12 protein-coding genes are annotated in these 15,873 nt (G+C 42.0%); 7 read left to right on the top strand and 5 right to left on the bottom strand.

Annotated elements, in window-relative coordinates; all coding sequences use genetic code 11:
• Nucleotides 1–100 precede the first annotated feature (100 nt).
• From ACZ5V1_RS07250 to ettA, 3 genes are all read right to left on the bottom strand, one after another.
• On the bottom strand, nucleotides 101–1,240 hold the full coding sequence (locus ACZ5V1_RS07250) for a pentapeptide repeat-containing protein (protein WP_464391290.1): 1,140 nt from the start codon (nucleotides 1,238–1,240) through the stop codon (nucleotides 101–103).
• Nucleotides 1,241–1,295: 55 nt separating this feature from the next.
• Nucleotides 1,296–4,718 (bottom strand): metallophosphoesterase, encoded by a 3,423-nt coding sequence (locus ACZ5V1_RS07255; protein ID WP_464391291.1) that lies wholly within the window; start codon nucleotides 4,716–4,718, stop codon nucleotides 1,296–1,298.
• A gap of 205 nt (nucleotides 4,719–4,923) precedes the next feature.
• Nucleotides 4,924–6,609 carry an energy-dependent translational throttle protein EttA gene (gene ettA / locus ACZ5V1_RS07260; protein ID WP_464391292.1) on the bottom strand — a complete coding sequence of 562 codons (1,686 nt, stop codon included), beginning with the start codon at nucleotides 6,607–6,609 and terminating at the stop codon, nucleotides 4,924–4,926.
• 311 nt (nucleotides 6,610–6,920) lie between these two features.
• Between ettA and ACZ5V1_RS07265 the strand changes: the two genes are divergently transcribed.
• Entirely contained in the window at nucleotides 6,921–7,703 is a 783-nt protein-coding gene (locus tag ACZ5V1_RS07265) for a lysophospholipid acyltransferase family protein (RefSeq protein ID WP_464391293.1), read from the top strand.
• A 372-nt stretch (nucleotides 7,704–8,075) separates the two neighbouring features.
• Nucleotides 8,076–8,654, top strand: a complete 579-nt coding sequence (locus ACZ5V1_RS07270) for a TetR/AcrR family transcriptional regulator (RefSeq protein WP_160711243.1) — start codon at nucleotides 8,076–8,078, stop codon at nucleotides 8,652–8,654.
• 117 nt (nucleotides 8,655–8,771) lie between these two features.
• Here the strand turns inward: ACZ5V1_RS07270 and ACZ5V1_RS07275 are convergent, their stop codons facing one another.
• Entirely contained in the window at nucleotides 8,772–9,149 is a 378-nt protein-coding gene (locus ACZ5V1_RS07275) for a pancreas/duodenum homeobox protein 1 (RefSeq protein ID WP_464391294.1), read from the bottom strand.
• A gap of 114 nt (nucleotides 9,150–9,263) precedes the next feature.
• Nucleotides 9,264–10,310 carry a tRNA glutamyl-Q(34) synthetase GluQRS gene (gene gluQRS / locus ACZ5V1_RS07280; protein WP_464391295.1) on the bottom strand — a complete coding sequence of 349 codons (1,047 nt, stop codon included), beginning with the start codon at nucleotides 10,308–10,310 and terminating at the stop codon, nucleotides 9,264–9,266.
• 291 nt (nucleotides 10,311–10,601) lie between these two features.
• Here gluQRS and ACZ5V1_RS07285 point away from each other — a divergent pair, with 291 nt between their 5' ends.
• From ACZ5V1_RS07285 to ACZ5V1_RS07305, 5 genes are all read left to right on the top strand, one after another.
• On the top strand, nucleotides 10,602–10,772 hold the full coding sequence (locus ACZ5V1_RS07285; RefSeq protein ID WP_464391296.1) for a hypothetical protein: 171 nt from the start codon (nucleotides 10,602–10,604) through the stop codon (nucleotides 10,770–10,772).
• A gap of 671 nt (nucleotides 10,773–11,443) precedes the next feature.
• Nucleotides 11,444–12,400, top strand: coding sequence for a NiFeSe hydrogenase small subunit (gene hysB, locus ACZ5V1_RS07290; protein ID WP_464391297.1), 957 nt, complete (start codon nucleotides 11,444–11,446; stop codon nucleotides 12,398–12,400).
• A 40-nt stretch (nucleotides 12,401–12,440) separates the two neighbouring features.
• Nucleotides 12,441–13,919: a NiFeSe hydrogenase large subunit HysA gene (gene hysA, locus ACZ5V1_RS07295; protein ID WP_162859816.1), complete on the top strand. Its 1,479-nt coding sequence runs from the start codon at nucleotides 12,441–12,443 to the stop codon at nucleotides 13,917–13,919.
• 245 nt (nucleotides 13,920–14,164) lie between these two features.
• Nucleotides 14,165–14,638: a NiFeSe hydrogenase maturation protease gene (hysD, locus tag ACZ5V1_RS07300; protein WP_464391298.1), complete on the top strand. Its 474-nt coding sequence runs from the start codon at nucleotides 14,165–14,167 to the stop codon at nucleotides 14,636–14,638.
• Between the two features lie 273 nt (nucleotides 14,639–14,911).
• The gene (locus ACZ5V1_RS07305; RefSeq protein WP_160711229.1) at nucleotides 14,912–15,865 is read left to right on the top strand and encodes a hydrogenase small subunit; all 954 of its coding nucleotides are present in this window, start codon (nucleotides 14,912–14,914) and stop codon (nucleotides 15,863–15,865) included.
• Nucleotides 15,866–15,873 lie beyond the last annotated feature (8 nt).

The following is a 15,873-nucleotide window of genomic DNA, read 5'->3' on the forward strand; positions in this document are numbered from 1 at the left end:
AACTGAGTTTGCCTTTTTTATTTCTATCTCCTTATACAGCCTATAAAATTCAACCAAAAAATATTGGAAAATTAGCACGGGCATACGAAAACAGAAAAAGTTACTGCTTTGAAATTAAGTCATTCCAAAAGCCTTCTGTTTCTTCAAACAATTCATCATAACGCACAGCTGGAGAAATAGATAAGTTCTTGACGGACAAATCTTCAATTGTAGTATCTTCCACCCAGCTTCGCTCTTTCAGTACAACATTTTCTATAGATAATTTTTTTATTAATGTTTCAGTGGAATTTATTTCTTCTGCATCAAGTGAGATCAACTTCAATTCATCAATAACCACAGACTTCAATTCTAAGTAAATCATATTATTACAGTTAGACACCACTGCTGATTTAATCTTGCCTTGAGAAAGGCATACGCTAAGCCCATCACCATCTTTCACTAACACTTCGCTAATATCCCCCCCAAAAGACACATCACTATTTTTTCCTCCATTATCACTTGCATATGCTGTTGTTATTGCACCATCAACCACTATCAATGAATCGCTATTTCCAACGACTTTCACATTTTCGAACTCACCACCAACACGCAAAAGAGTATCTTGATTGTTCTTGATAAGTAAATTTTTAGCTTCAACCCCATAGAAATCGACGTTTGTTAATGAACTATTCTTGATAACGACATTCTCTCCGCCAAATATTGCAAAAGACAATGTCACGCCTTCCCCAACATGTGTTCTATCTATAAGTAAATTCTCTAGATTAGATTCATCAAAAACGAAGGAGTTTCCCTTAACCACATCATCTATAGTGCAATCGACAATTGCGATACTGGACCCTTTTTTCAATGAGTGCATTTCAACATCAAGTAGTTTACTTCCTTCACCAAAGCCAACTTTATCGAACAGAGCCGATTTAAAAGTTGTTACCTTTTCATCATAAGGAGTGGTGCCAATTGGTTGGAGCGTAGTATCCATAAACCGGACATTGTGAAACTCACTGTTACTAAAATCAACTCCAGTCAATGTACAATCTTCAAATATAACATTAGACAACTTTGCACTTTGTAAATCGAGATTATACATATTCACATTTTTTATCGTGAGATCATGCAATTTTAATCCATGCAACTTATAGTCTTTTAATGAAGCACCAGAAAGATCGTTAGGATTCATCTGTACTAATTGTGATACCACTTGTGCATCTTCATTACTCAAAGCTGTCTTTAACTCTTCACTCATACAACCCTGTAAACTACACAGCAACGTCACAATAAGAACCATCCTTATCAAATATTTAGTCAATATATTCATTTGGACAACCTTTTTTATACTCACGAAACTTTTTACTATCGGGATTCTCATCCCCAATAGTAAATTCCCACATTGCATACCCCTTTAATAGACGTTGTACCATTTTTATAGGAAGGCACAATGGAACATTAAAAGCATAATCATTATATATTTTATTATCCAAGGCATTATCAGTAAAGTGCAATGACGCATAAAATATTATTTCTTCCTTATAAATTTCACGCTTTGCTTTAGCTAAAAACTTACCTGCTGAATCACTAGACGCTACAGCCCCATCCGCTATCTTGACTGAACAACTTCCAAGATATTTTAACGTCTTCTTGTGCACTTTATGCAGCTTTATCTCTTTTACGGCTTCCTTAGGGAATTCCTTTCCAAAGACAACAGACGATTTCTTATGCAGCACAACAATTTCAGCACCTTCACGTATAATGTTCGTTGGAGGATTTCCCTTTACAACAAAAAAATTTCTAAAAATTTCTTTCTTTTTTATACGCTTCATATATTCCGCAGCCACTGCTAGTCGTGGCTTGCTTTCTTTTAACGAGCATTTAACGAGATGGATTTTATCATTAACAACATCGACCCAAATACCTTGTGGTGGAGACATGCCTTGTCCTGCCAATTCGCCATCAAAGTTTTGTTTAGAGACAGGGCCACTACTGCCTGACACAACAAGACGTGCCCCGTTTGGATCAAACCCTGAATCCTGTTGTGCAAGTTTCTGTGGTTGCACATCGCCCGGCACTACGCCAACAACATCCCATTTATCTCTCTTGCTGGCGTTTTTAATGTAATAGAACCCAGCTCTATGTGAGTGTCCTGCCAAGCAATATTTATAATCACCAGTTAAAATATGCTTGGAATACACTTCTTGACGATTTCTATAGAAGGAGCCTTCATCAGAATGATTTTGATCTGGTCGCTCTCTTTGTTTTTTTCTTTTGAGAGCTTCCCTTTCATCGCCACCAATTGGAATAGGGTCGTTACGTCTCACATCATCAATATCCAGAACCATTGGTTTTTTCACAGGGACATCAGTTGCGTAGTTCACAAAGGTAAAATGACTAAGTAAAATATTAATTCCGTCTTTATTTTCTGCACCCTGACGAATTAACTTTAACTGTTCGTCATTACATGACTCTGTAGAGCGAGGAAGAGAGCCTCCATCATTAAGCGTGGGTTCAACAAATGCCTCAGCGTCGCCCCATTCCAGTCCCAAAAATTGTTGTTTATCATACGGAATGAGCATGTCGCTTACAGGAGAAAAGACCTGATAAAACCATGAAAAATTATCATCATCAAAATTAAAATTTTTCACCACAACGCCATAATCTTCACCATACATGAGGCACGCCTCATAAATAGTAAGATTATGGTCTGCGGGAATGCCAGCATTAACCTTTCCAATGACTGGTTTTCTTGGAGAAATGCCATATGGCACCCCGTAAGCCTCATGATTACCGGATACAAGTATGATCGGTTTCTTGTACTCAATCATAAAATATTCAAATAAGCCGTAAACAGCAGTGTCATCAATATATTTGGGATACAATTCAGGGTTTTTAAAATTATCCGAATGAATGTCCTTCCAAATACCACCAGTGTTTTTTGCTTTTGACTTTTCCGGATCGAGGTTAACGCAGTGATCAATCAAATCTCCGGTAATCACCACCAAATCAATCTTAGAATTCCGCCCCATCTGATCCATAAGATCTTTTAATGCCAAAAAGTTATTATTCACCATATCACCGATGTAAGGTGAGTCCTCTAGACTTGCGCCCGGAATAACCTGCGCCTTACTTCGTAAAAAAACATTCTGACGCGAAGACACATGAACATCTGAAACTTGCCCAGGATTAAGGTATTTCTTTGAGTTAATATAGATGGGATGACGTTGGATTATTGGATTTTCATTCGTACTGGCAAAACCAGCTCCTTCCTTGTCGGGATAACGAAGACGCTCGCGGGAAAGATTCTTTATATCATCAAGCTGGTATCGCCCTTTTTTCCCGTTCTTAATCGCATCAAGCCAAACCTTCTGAAGTGCATCCTGCGGCTCATTAAAAAACGGGTCAACATCTAGTGTGCTGACGTTCCGAGTCTTAATGTCATGATCCTTATAGTGATCTTCCCCTTCTTTGGTGAGGCTCTGCCACGCAATATCATATAACCCCTTCTTAGGAAGATTAGACTTCGACAAGCCCTTTGCTGAAATGGAAACCTCTACTAGATAAATTAGCTTTGCCTCTTGTAAGACTTTAGAGCTTGAATCCCGAATCACGCACCAGGGCTCACCATCACCATTATATACCAACTGACGATCGCTAAACCACGAATCACCAGACAACTCAGCTAACAACCGAACCTGTATATATTCAAATCCGTCAACGTAGGAAGCAAACAATGGTTTGGTATCATTAGGTGTGGCTTGTTCGACCATATCGAACACTGCCAAATGTTGAAGAATAGCTGCTGTAGTATGCTTCCCTCCAAGAATTACCCCATCTTCCTCTGTTTTAGCAGGGTCAACGTCTAGTACCTTCTTAAAGTCTTCGGGCAACGCTAACAGCAAGCGTATGGGAGCTTCTTGAGCCTGCTTCACCAATACAGGACACGTTAATGAGGGAATAATTATTGCGCCTGCAAAATGCTCCTTCGCAAGCCTAATTTCCAAGACACAACTATCGTCAGGACTAGCTTTAGTATTACTTGAATCAAGTTTTACCTTGGAAGCCTGCCAAATAACGCTATTCTCCGTACCAAACGGCTGGTGTGAGATCTCTGAGTTTTCTCTCTCATCAGGATTTATGTGGCATAACAATTCAAAATCTTCGCAAAGATCCCGTATCGTAGAGCTACGACATGAAATTTTATATTCATCGTTTATTTTTCCATCAGGTGAAGTTACACTCATGGGAAATTTATTGTAGACGTTGAAATAATTTTTCAAATAGCTACTTCGAGCATCTTCGAGAGTTATCTTTCGCCTTACGTTCTTTGGGTCTTTCTTTGGTGGCTCTGGCTTATGAGGGGGAGAAACAATCTCTTCCGTATCTGACTCTGAAACATTTGTACTACCAGTTCTAGAGACTTCTTTAGTCAAACAAGGAAAACGTAATGTAAGGTTATTCCAAATACCATCTGCACTCCCTGATGTAGCTTGCGGATTACGGGTCAACACCTCGCCTTTTTTTACTACAAAAGGAATCTCTGGAAAATCACTCAATAAAACGTTGTCACCTTCTTGCAAAGATCGCTTCAGTGACGTTACGCTTTCACCACTGCGTGCAAGGTTAACCAGTACTGCATTAGACAGATCATCTATTGCAGATTCAATACGAAAAAGATCAGCCTCAACAAGCTTTGTACAATCCTCGACAGAATATTTATTTAACGTTTTCATTACATACTCGTATTTCAATGGTTTTATGCGATTTTAAAAAAAGATAGTACAGTAAAACCTCTGTGGTAAAGAAAAAGCTATATAGATATACTCAAAAATAAACAAGTCGTTGTATAACAACAGCATAAAAAAAAGCGGACTCTTACGAGTCCGCTTCATTTTTTCTAATCAACTATTTGTACGCCATGTACAAGATCGTTTAATACTATCGAGTAAGCTTACGGTACTTAATACGATGAGGCTGATCAGCCTCTTTGCCGAGACGTTTCTTACGGTCAGCTTCGTATTCAGAGTAGTTACCGTCAAAGAAGACAACCTGAGAGTCACCTTCAAAAGCAAGGATATGAGTTGCAAGACGATCAAGGAACCAACGATCGTGCGAGATAACCAATACGGAGCCAGCGAAGTTCTCAAGAGCTTCTTCAAGCGCACGCATGGTGTTTACGTCAAGATCGTTAGTAGGTTCATCAAGCAGGATTACGTTTGCACCAGATTTAAGAATCTGTGCAAGGTGTACACGGTTTCGTTCACCACCAGAAAGAACATCAACATTCTTCTGCTGATCAGAACCGGTAATGCCAAAACGAGAGCAGTATGCTCTCGCGTTAACATCCTGTGTCCCAAGCTTTACAGTCTCGTAGCCACCAGAAATGACTTCATACACTGTTTTACCAGCTTCAAGAGAGTCACGACCCTGATCTACATGAGCAAACTGAACAGTTTCACCGATTACAACTTCACCTGCATCTGGTTTTTCTTCACCAAGAAGCATTTTGAAGGTGGTTGATTTACCAGCACCGTTAGGGCCGATAATACCAACAATAGCACCAGCTGGAATAATGCAATTCATTCCATCTACAAGCAACTTGTCACCGAGAGACTTAGTAACGTCTTTCATCTCGATAACCTGTTTGCCAAGACGTGGTCCCGGTGGAATGTATATCTCAAGATCTTTACCATGAGCTTCAGACTCATGAGAAACAAGAGATTCATAAGCACTGATACGAGCTTTTGATTTGGAATGACGACCCTTTGGAGACATGCGAATCCATTCAAGTTCTCGCTGCAGAGTTTTACGGCGTTCAGATTCTTTCTTCTCTTCCTGACCGAGGCGGTTCTGCTTCTGGTCAAGCCAGCTTGAGTAGTTACCCTTCCAAGGGATACCGCGACCACGATCAAGTTCAAGAATCCAACCTGCAACATTATCGAGGAAGTAACGGTCATGCGTTACCGCGATAACAGTGCCAGGGAAGTTCTGCAGGAAACGTTCAAGCCATGCAACAGATTCTGCATCAAGGTGGTTAGTCGGTTCGTCAAGAAGCAAAATGTCAGGGCTCTGTAACAACAGACGACACAATGCTACACGACGTTTTTCACCACCGGAGATTACATTCACTGGAGTATCAGCAGGTGGACAACGCAAAGCGTCCATTGCCATCTGCAAACGGGAATCGATATCCCAAGCGCCTTTTGCGTCCATCTGCTCCTGAACCTGAGCCTGTCTCTCAATGAGAGCGTCCATTTCGTCAGGTTCCATCGGTTCTGCAAACTTAGCGTTGATGTCGTTGAACTCGTTAATAATAGTCATAACGTCGCCAACACCCTCTTCTACTACTTCACGTACAGTACGTGTTTCGTCTACAAGAGGTTCCTGCTCAAGGTAGCCTACAGTATAACCAGGAGAAACGTGAGTTTCACCTTCAAATGTAGTATCTACACCAGCAAGAACTTTAAGAAGAGAAGATTTACCGGAGCCGTTAAGACCCAGCACACCAATTTTAGCACCATAAAAATATGAAAGAGAAATGTTCTTAAGAACCTCTTTCTGGCCGTGACGCTTTGTCACGCGAACCATTGAATAAATAATCTTATCCGGCTCGTTCTGACTCATATTACCACCTTGAATCTATTAGTAAACTGTAGGTTTGCTACTCGTTTTCATTGCCATTATGCCCCATTTTGTGTCCCTGTTCTGAAGTAAACAGAACAAGACTCATATAATATGGATACATATTTTTTTCTCTTCTTGCGCATTTGCAGCGAATTGTCCAGAAAAGGAAATCACATCTTTCCAATGACGTAACTTCCTTTAGCCTACCAAGAATTAGTTTTTATACACAATCTAACACATTGTAATACTAATTGGTTCTATGCTAACTAGAACACGAATTGACCAATATATTTCCACTGTCCGGAGACTACATGAAAAACTACCCTGTAATGTACAGCAACACATACACTACCCCGAGCGATACAAAAGGCTTTCTTTCCAGCCGCCTGCCTTCTCTTTTCTTTTACCCTTCCATGGCCAAAATAGCGTTCTGCGCCAATAGAGAAGCAAAATTAGGGAAATCGTCCGATCAGGCATGGGTTAAAGCCAGTCTATATATTATCAAAGCACTAGAAAAAGTCGGAGTATCTCTTTCTTTTGAGAACCTCTCAGCATTTACTGAACTTAACACTCCTTGTGTCTTCATTGGCAACCACATGAGCACACTCGAAACGTTCGCACTTCCGGCGATTATTCAACCGCATAAGCCTGTAACTTTTGTTGTAAAAAGTTCGCTCCTGAAATACCCGTTCTTCGGAGATCTTATGGCTTCTAGAAACCCTATTGCGGTTGATAGGACGAATCCTCGTGAAGACTTAAAAAAAGTGCTTACCGAAGGGTGTGAGAAGCTTGCACAAGGAAAATCGGTTATCGTCTTTCCTCAGTCCACGCGAAGCACAGAGTTCGACCACGCTAAATTCAATTCAATTGGTGTAAAACTCGCTAAAAAAGCTGGAGTACCAATTGTACCATTAGCGCTGAAGACTGATAGCTGGGGGCACAGCAAGCTAGGTAAGGAATTTGGGCCAATTGATATTTCAAAAAAAGTTCACTTTGCATTCGGCAAGCCACTTATGGCTGAAGGCAATGGCAAAGAAGCACACGCATCCGTTTGTAACTTTATCGAAAGTTCTTTGGAAAAATGGAAGAAATAAGACATTGAGTGCTAAAACAATTTTCCTGATTTTCTAAAAATGAAAATTAAAGCCTGCTCCAGCTACGTATACTTTTTTTATATGCACTTGGAGCAGGCATTATTTTTTCGAATAACCGCAATTCACTTTTCCCAAATAGATAAAGACTCTTATGTTTCTGGGAACTAGCGAAGAATATTACATTTTTTACATTTTATTAATAACCAACTGACGCGTATATTTTTGTATGGTAATACAGAATTTTTTTCTCATGCATTGACGCAAAAAAAATTGTACGATAAGCGTTATTGCGTGCTCAAACAGTTTATAAGGTAGGGTTTCGAGTTGCCGCGACCCCCTACTGGATTAACCCTAAAACTACTGGGTCAAGCTATGACAATGACAAAAAAAGAGGCTCTGCTACTGGCTGCAAAAGAGCTCTTTGGTGAGTATGGTTACGCCGAGACTACGTTTAAAAAGATTTCTGAACGTGCCGGAGTGGCTCTTGGACTACTTACACACCACTATGGAAACAAAGAAAAATTGTTTCTTGCAGCTGGACTGGATGTTCTGGATGACTTCATTATCAAGCTGAGAGAAGCATGCGCGCAAGGTGATACCGGTTACGATTCTGTTATGAATTTTTGTCGTACCTATCTCGATTACTCTGTAATGCCGGAATCGCACTTCCTTGTTCTCGTACGCTGCTCTCCATACTCAGACATGAAAACTCAGACAGATCGCGACATTATGTACGAGAAATTTAATCAAGTACCACGCGAACTGGAGTATCATGTACGAAGAGGCATTGAGGATGGCTCCATCAGAGACTTACCTGCTCACGAAACCACTTCAGTCCTCACCTGTAACTTGGTTGGTGCAATTCGAACTAGACTTTTGACACCATATGCGCCAGCCAACCTTTACGATGAAGTTCTCAAATTTATTTCACGCAGTATTCAGGGCGACTAGCAATTTTTGCTAATCCATAAAAAAAAGGAAGAGATTTTTCTCTTCCTTTTTTTATGCGCTTTAGCTTAGATCCAACGTTGTGCTATGTTGTATCTAAGAAAATTTTTTCTACATCTACTATGCAGCGGTTATCACTAACGGAATAATGTGACGCGCGTTAGATTCTTCTTGAGTTCTGCCAATCTCAAAAGTCACTTCATTTTTTCCAGCAATAGATGCTATCTTGTCCACTAGCCCCTTAACATTAATAATAGGGTGGCGCATAAATACCTGAGGAAGACCATAGGTCAAATTACAGGCAAGACACGCACCATTGCGCTGATTTAAATTAAAAGCGAATTCAAGCATTGAGTCTGTTGCTTTCACAAAGGCAAGCTCAATATCGTAAGCACCACTTTCTGCTTCTCCGTATAACGCATCGAAGAATTCATCAGTTTTAGATGCCGGAAACAATTCTTCCAGCTTTTCTTTAGAAAATACGGTATCCAACTGCATAACTAACTCCCAACCTTTTCTGTGAATTGTGCCAACTTGGTTTTCAACAGCAAATTTATTGCATAACAATGCTCAAAATTGCTCGTATACGCACCGTATAGATTTTAGACCAACTCAGCAAGCATCAGAAAGCTCTTTAAGCCGCGCTATTACTTCTTCTCCAAGCTTCAGCTCTTTGCTATTAATCATATCTATAGAAAAGCTTTGCAGTAGCTCACGAGCTGAAATGCATCTACATGTCGGAATAATTCCACCAAGGTACGCGATATAACCAATCACTGCTTCTGCAGAAATTCCAACCTCTCGCATTTTTCGTAATTCAAAATGTCCGTGGCGTTTGGCTAACCGCTCCCCGTTATGATCTACCACAAGTGGCAAATGAATATACTCTGGAGGCGTACACCCGAATAGTTCATACAGGTAAACCTGACGCGGTGTGCAGTGTAAAATATCTTCCCCACGCACCACCTGCGTAACGCCCTGCCTGACGTCATCAACGACAACAGCAAGCTGGTAAGCAAAAACACCGTCGGATCGCCTAAGTGGAAAGTCTCCGCCACATTCACACCAGCTCATACAGCAATTGCCATGCAAAACATCTGTGAAATGTATCTCATCTTTTCCGCAATGCAAGCGCATGGAGCTTTTACGACCTGTAGCCTCTCGCTCCCTTCGATCATCATCAGAAAGATGCAGGCAAAGCTCGGGATAGGCACTCCCATAGTCACCCTTATGTGGTGCAGACGCTAGTGACCGCAATTCTTTGCGTGTGCAGAAACATGGATAGACAAGCCCGTCCTTCTGAAGGGCATCAATAACGCGCTCATATAATGACGTCGATTCACTTTGTGTATATGGTGCGTTTTCTCCACCAATATCTGCCCCTTCATCCCAATCCAAGCCTAGCCAATGCAGATCCTCAATTAAGCCATTCACGAATTCAGGCTTTGATCGATCTGGATCAATATCTTCTATACGAAGAATAAGCTTGCCGTTCTCTTTTCGGGCAGCAAGCCAGCACACAAGAAAAGACCAAGCATTGCCAAGATGCATGTATCCTGTTGGTGATGGAGCAAAGCGCCCCTTAACAGTACTGTGCGCCGCCAAGCCAGTTGGGCATATTTCTTCAGCGATTTTCGCAAGGTTACTTGTAGAACTCATGCACAGTTGAAATCATGCTGTGCATGATAAGTCAACCACCATTGCCTGCGTAAATTTCTTCATCATTGCTTTTTAATTGAAATACAAGACTTCTGAAGTAGACATTTTTAATCCTTCCTAGGGGTTAGAGGCACCCCGGGCGTGCATGATTTCTTTAGGAAGTGCACATTCCTACCTGCTTGTTTTTATTGATAATTAAACATTTATGGCAATATACAACGTATACATCCCTTCCAAAATGTTCTTCCGAGATGAAAGCTATGGTATAGTCACCACAAAAAAGGAGTAGCTATGCCAGAAAAACATCGTAGACAAAAAAACACGACAACTACCCCTGAGTCAGATCGCATCTCTTCAGGTGCAACACAGTCTGATTACTTTGTCATGGAAAACAGAGAAATCACCCCGGCAGAACTAAAGCAATTTGAAATTTTACTTTGCGGCACCGGTTCAAAAAAATAACAACAACCCACTCCCTAAAACACGTCATTACTACCCTGAAAATAAAGTTTTTAATTTAAAATTAAAAACTGTTGCTCTAGAAATTAGTTCGGGGTATAGTTAACTCAAGATAAGCATTAAAGCTGAAGTTTATTAGTTCACCTTGAAACCTAACTGATAGAATTCGAAGTTTTAGGGAGGTGTCCACCTGGAAGCTCCACCATGCCTCTTACCGGCGAAGAGAAGCAAAGAAATTCGCCAGCATCTGAATTAGGAAACTAATCAATTTTCAACGTAACTCAAATATGAAGCACCAAGACATCCGTCTTGGTGCTTTTTTTATATCCAATCTCTTTTACATCCAATCTCATTTTTGCCCAAAAACCCATCCGTTTTTTCAATACTTAGCAGCAGCTTTTTCTATACCCATTTTTAAATCTTGCTACCCACCAAACTAGTTACTCAACCAGTCGTGCCACCTATTTATATTTTATAACACGAACAATCGCGATTGAACAAACAGTCATTACACATACTGCGTACTATCAACTTTTTCTATGAATTATAGGATAAATTATCGGCATTTTATTGACACATTTTGCAAGCAGGATGTACGACTTTTGTTGTTCTTCAACGTTATAGATTCGTTTGATACTTATGGTTTACAAACGCCCAAATGCAAGGAGGCAGGGATGAGTCTCAATAGGCGTGATTTTGTTAAACTGTGCACAGGGACTGTGGCTGGACTCGGGGTTTCCCAGATGTTCAACCCAGCTGTATGTGAAGCGATTTCCGGTTCACTAAACGGCGAACGCCCTCCAGTTTTATGGTTACAGGGCGCAGGTTGTACGGGCTGTTCCGTATCTCTGCTGAACTCTGTTAACCCACACATTAAAGATGTACTGCTCAAAGTTATCAGCCTCGAATACCATCCGACAGTGATGGCATGGGAAGGCGAGCCTGCAATGGAACACATGTACAAAATTGCAGACAAGTATGACGGTAAATTCTTCCTTGTTGTCGAAGGAAGCATTCCCACAGAAGCAGATGGTAAGTACTGTGTTATCGGCGAAGCTGATCACAGAGAAATTACCATGGTCGATGCAATGAAAGAACTTGGTCCTAAGGCAGCAGCAGTGCTTGCAGTAGGTACTTGTTCTGCATACGGCGGCATTCCAGCAGCAGCGGGTAGCCAGACCGGTGCTAAAGGCGTGCGCGAATTCTTCGAAACTGAAGAAATCGCAACTCCTGTTGTGAACATTCCTGGTTGTCCTCCGCATCCTGACTGGATCGTTGGAACAGTAACAGTTGCTCTTGACGCTATCAAAAAGCATGGTCTCGCTGATGGTCTTGGTGAAGTAGTTAAAATCCTCGATGATGACGGACGTCCAGTTCCATTCTTCGGTGAAAACATTCACGATAACTGTCCATACCTTGATGATTTTGATGAAGACATTATGGCAACTAAGTTTACTGACGTAAAAGGTTGTCGCATGGAACTCGGCTGTAAAGGTCCAGATACCAACTCTGACTGTTACAAACGTAAGTGGAACAACGGTATCAACTGGTGTGTACAGAACGCTGTATGTATCGGTTGCGTTGAACCAGACTTCCCTGACGGAAAGTCACCGTTCTACGAGCCTGCTTAACGGCTTGTGCGCCCTTATACATTCCTAAGGAGGAATTAACATGTCTGGTTGCAAAAGAAATGGAGCAGCAGCCAGCGGTAAAACAGCTCACATCGCAATCGATCCGGTAACCCGAATCGAAGGCCATTTGAAAGCTGACGTTACCGTTGAAAACGGCAAAGTTGTGGACGCAAAGCTTTCCGGCGGTATGTACCGCGGATTTGAACAGATCCTTCGTGGTCGCGACCCTCGCGATTCTTCTCAGATCGTTCAGCGTATCTGTGGTGTATGTCCTACAGCACACGCAACTGCTTCTATTATGGCTCAGGACGCAGCATTTGGCGTAAAAGTCACAAACAATGCTCGCGTTACCCGTAACCTCGTACTCGGTGCTAACTATCTGCAGTCTCATATTCTGCATTTCTACCACTTAGCAGCACAGGACTTTGTTCAAGGTCCTGATAGCGCACCGTTTGTACCTCGTTACCAGAAATCCGACCTGCTCGAAGACCGCAACAAAGATCTCAAAGCTGTTAACGCAGCTGCTGTTGATCAGTACATCGAAGCACTCGACGTACGTGCAGTCTGTCACGAAATGGTTGCTATCTGGGGCGGTAAAATGCCTCACGTTCAAGGTCTCGTAGCTGGTGGCGCAACTGAAATGCCTACCAAAGATCGCATTCTTGAATACGCTGTACGTTTCAAGAAAGTTCGTGACTTTGTTAACAACAAATACCTTCCAACTGTTTACACTGTTGGTTCTGTATACCCTGATATGTTCAAAGTTGGACAGGGACATAAAGCATGTATCGCATACGGTGTATTCCCGCTTGATAATGCTTACTCCAAGTTCATGATGAAATCCGGCGTATACTATGATGGTAAAGATCATAAGTTTGATGCTTCCAAAATTCATGAAGATGTAAAATACTCATGGTTTGAAGACTCCACTACTGGTCTGCACTACTCTGAAGGCGAAACTGTTCCTGCTCCTCATAAAGATGGCGCATACAGTTTTATTAAAGCTCCTCGTTACGACGGTGTTGCTTGTGAAGTTGGTCCTCTCGCACGTATGTGGGTTGAGAACCCTCCACTTTCACCTGTTGGTCAGAAAATGCTGAAAGAAAAATTCGGCATGGACGCAAAACGCTTCCGTGACCTCGGTGAAGATGCAGCATTCTCCCTTATGGGTCGTCACGTAGCGCGTGCTGAAGAAACTTGGTACATGCTTGACTTCATTGACTCTTGGCTCAAAGAAGTTAAACCTGACGAAGAAACCTTCACAGCCTTCGAAATCCCTGAAACTGGAGAAGGTACTGGCTTTACAGAAGCACCTCGCGGCGCTCTGCTCCATTACCTCAATGTTAAAGACAGCAAAATCGACAACTACCAGATTGTTTCTGCAACTCTCTGGAACTGTAACCCTCGCGATGACAAGGGTGTACGTGGCCCTGTTGAAGAAGCTCTCATCGGCATTCCTGTGCCGGACATTGACAATCCAGTAAACGTGGCGCGTCTCATTCGTGCCTTTGATCCATGACTGGGCTGTGCCGTTCACGTGATGAACGCAGAGACCGGTAAAGTTTCCGTAGTTGAGTTCGAATAAGACTCGCTCCTGAAATTGCCTAATAAAAGAGGAACCTTCTGGTTCCTCTTTTTTTCTCCCCCTTTGTTGTCTCAGCCAGCGGACAGCTAAGACAAAAGCCTTGCTCATGTATCACTGTTTATTTTATTGATAGAGTAATTCATTTTTACAGTTTCACATTGCTGCTTAAAGGACTGATCATGAAAAAACTTTTAGTTTTAGGTATTGGCAACACACTTTTAACAGACGACGGCGTTGGCGTTCATGCTGCTGAAATTCTTTGGAAAGAAGAATGGCCGGAAAACGTTACTGTTATGGAAGCGGGAACCTTTACTCAAGATATTTATGCTTTTTTTGAAGGCTACGACCGACTGCTTGTTCTTGATGTTATCCATGCAGAACATGAACCCGGTACCATTTATGAACTAACTGAAGACGATATTCGTTCTAACGAAAAACAACGTGTTTCAATCCACGATATTGATATGCTTGATTCATTACGCATGTGCGAAATGCGCTGCGGCTCTCGCCCTAAAATGGAAATTATCGGCATGCAGCCCTACGACATCACAACTTGGAACATTGGTCTCTCCGATGCTTGCAAGCCTAAATTTGATAACTTCGTAGCTCATGCACGAAAACGCATTAACGAGATTATTGCTGAAATGAACTAGCATCTAATTTTACTGCCAGTAAGAAAAAGCCCCTGAACAGGGGCTTTTTTTGTACCCTACGCAATTTTCTGCACCTTTCGAAAAATCTTATACTAATCACCTAATGATATTCTTTTTTTCTATTATGAAAAAAAAATCAATTATGCTATGGTGATGCTTATTATATCAGTTGGCTTCTTTATTTTTTTGATATGTTACGGACGAAGCCAACACTGTTTATACGTCTGGTGTAGCACCACGGTGCAAACCGTTTCCTTCCTATAAGGAGGTTGTATGAAAATTTCTGTAGGTCTCGGCAAAGAAGATGTCGTCGAACGACTAGAAAAAAAAGGGGTCTCCCGCCGTCAGTTCATCAAGTACTGTACTGCTGCTGCGGTATCCCTTGGAATGGCTCCAGCGTTCGGTGTCCAAATTGCCGAAGCTCTCACCTCTAAACTCCGTCCTTCCGTTGTGTATTTGCATTGCGCAGAATGCACAGGCTGTACCGAAGCCCTGCTTCGTGCGCATGAACCGTACATTCAAGAAATTCTCTTTGACACAATTTCACTAGATTATGATGAAACTATTATGGCCGCTGCGGGCGAAGCTGCCGAAAAAGCACTCGACCAGGCTGTAGCCAACCCTAATGGATTCATCCTCGCCGTTGAAGGCGGTATCCCAACTAAAGACGGCGGCGTGTACGGCAAAGTAGCCGGACACACCATGCTGGACATTGTAACGAAAATTGCTCCTAAAGCTAAAGCTCTTATCAACCACGGCACATGTGCTTGCTACGGTGGTATTCAGGCTGCTGCTCCTAACCCAACAGGCGCAAAAGGCGTTAACGAAGTTCTTAAAGATCAAAAGATCGTGGGCATCAATGTTCCGGGTTGTCCTCCTAACCCGTACAACTTTGTACACACCATTTTATACTATCTCACAGAACACAAAGCACCAGAACTTGATGATCTGCAAAGACCTGTCCCGTTCTTCGGGGCAACCGTTCACGATCAGTGCCCACGTTTGCCGCATTTTGATGCCGGTGAATTTGCTCCTTCCTTCAATTCCGAGGAAGCTCGCAAGGGTTGGTGCCTGTACGAATTAGGATGTAAGGGACCAGATACCTATAACAACTGTCCTACTATCAAATTCAATCAGGTCAACTGGCCAGTTGAGGCTGGACATCCTTGCATTGGCTGCTCTGAACCTGACTTCTGGGACGAAATGACCCCGTTCTATGAAAACTAGCAGCTTGA

This window comes from Halodesulfovibrio oceani subsp. galateae (genome assembly GCF_055397225.1).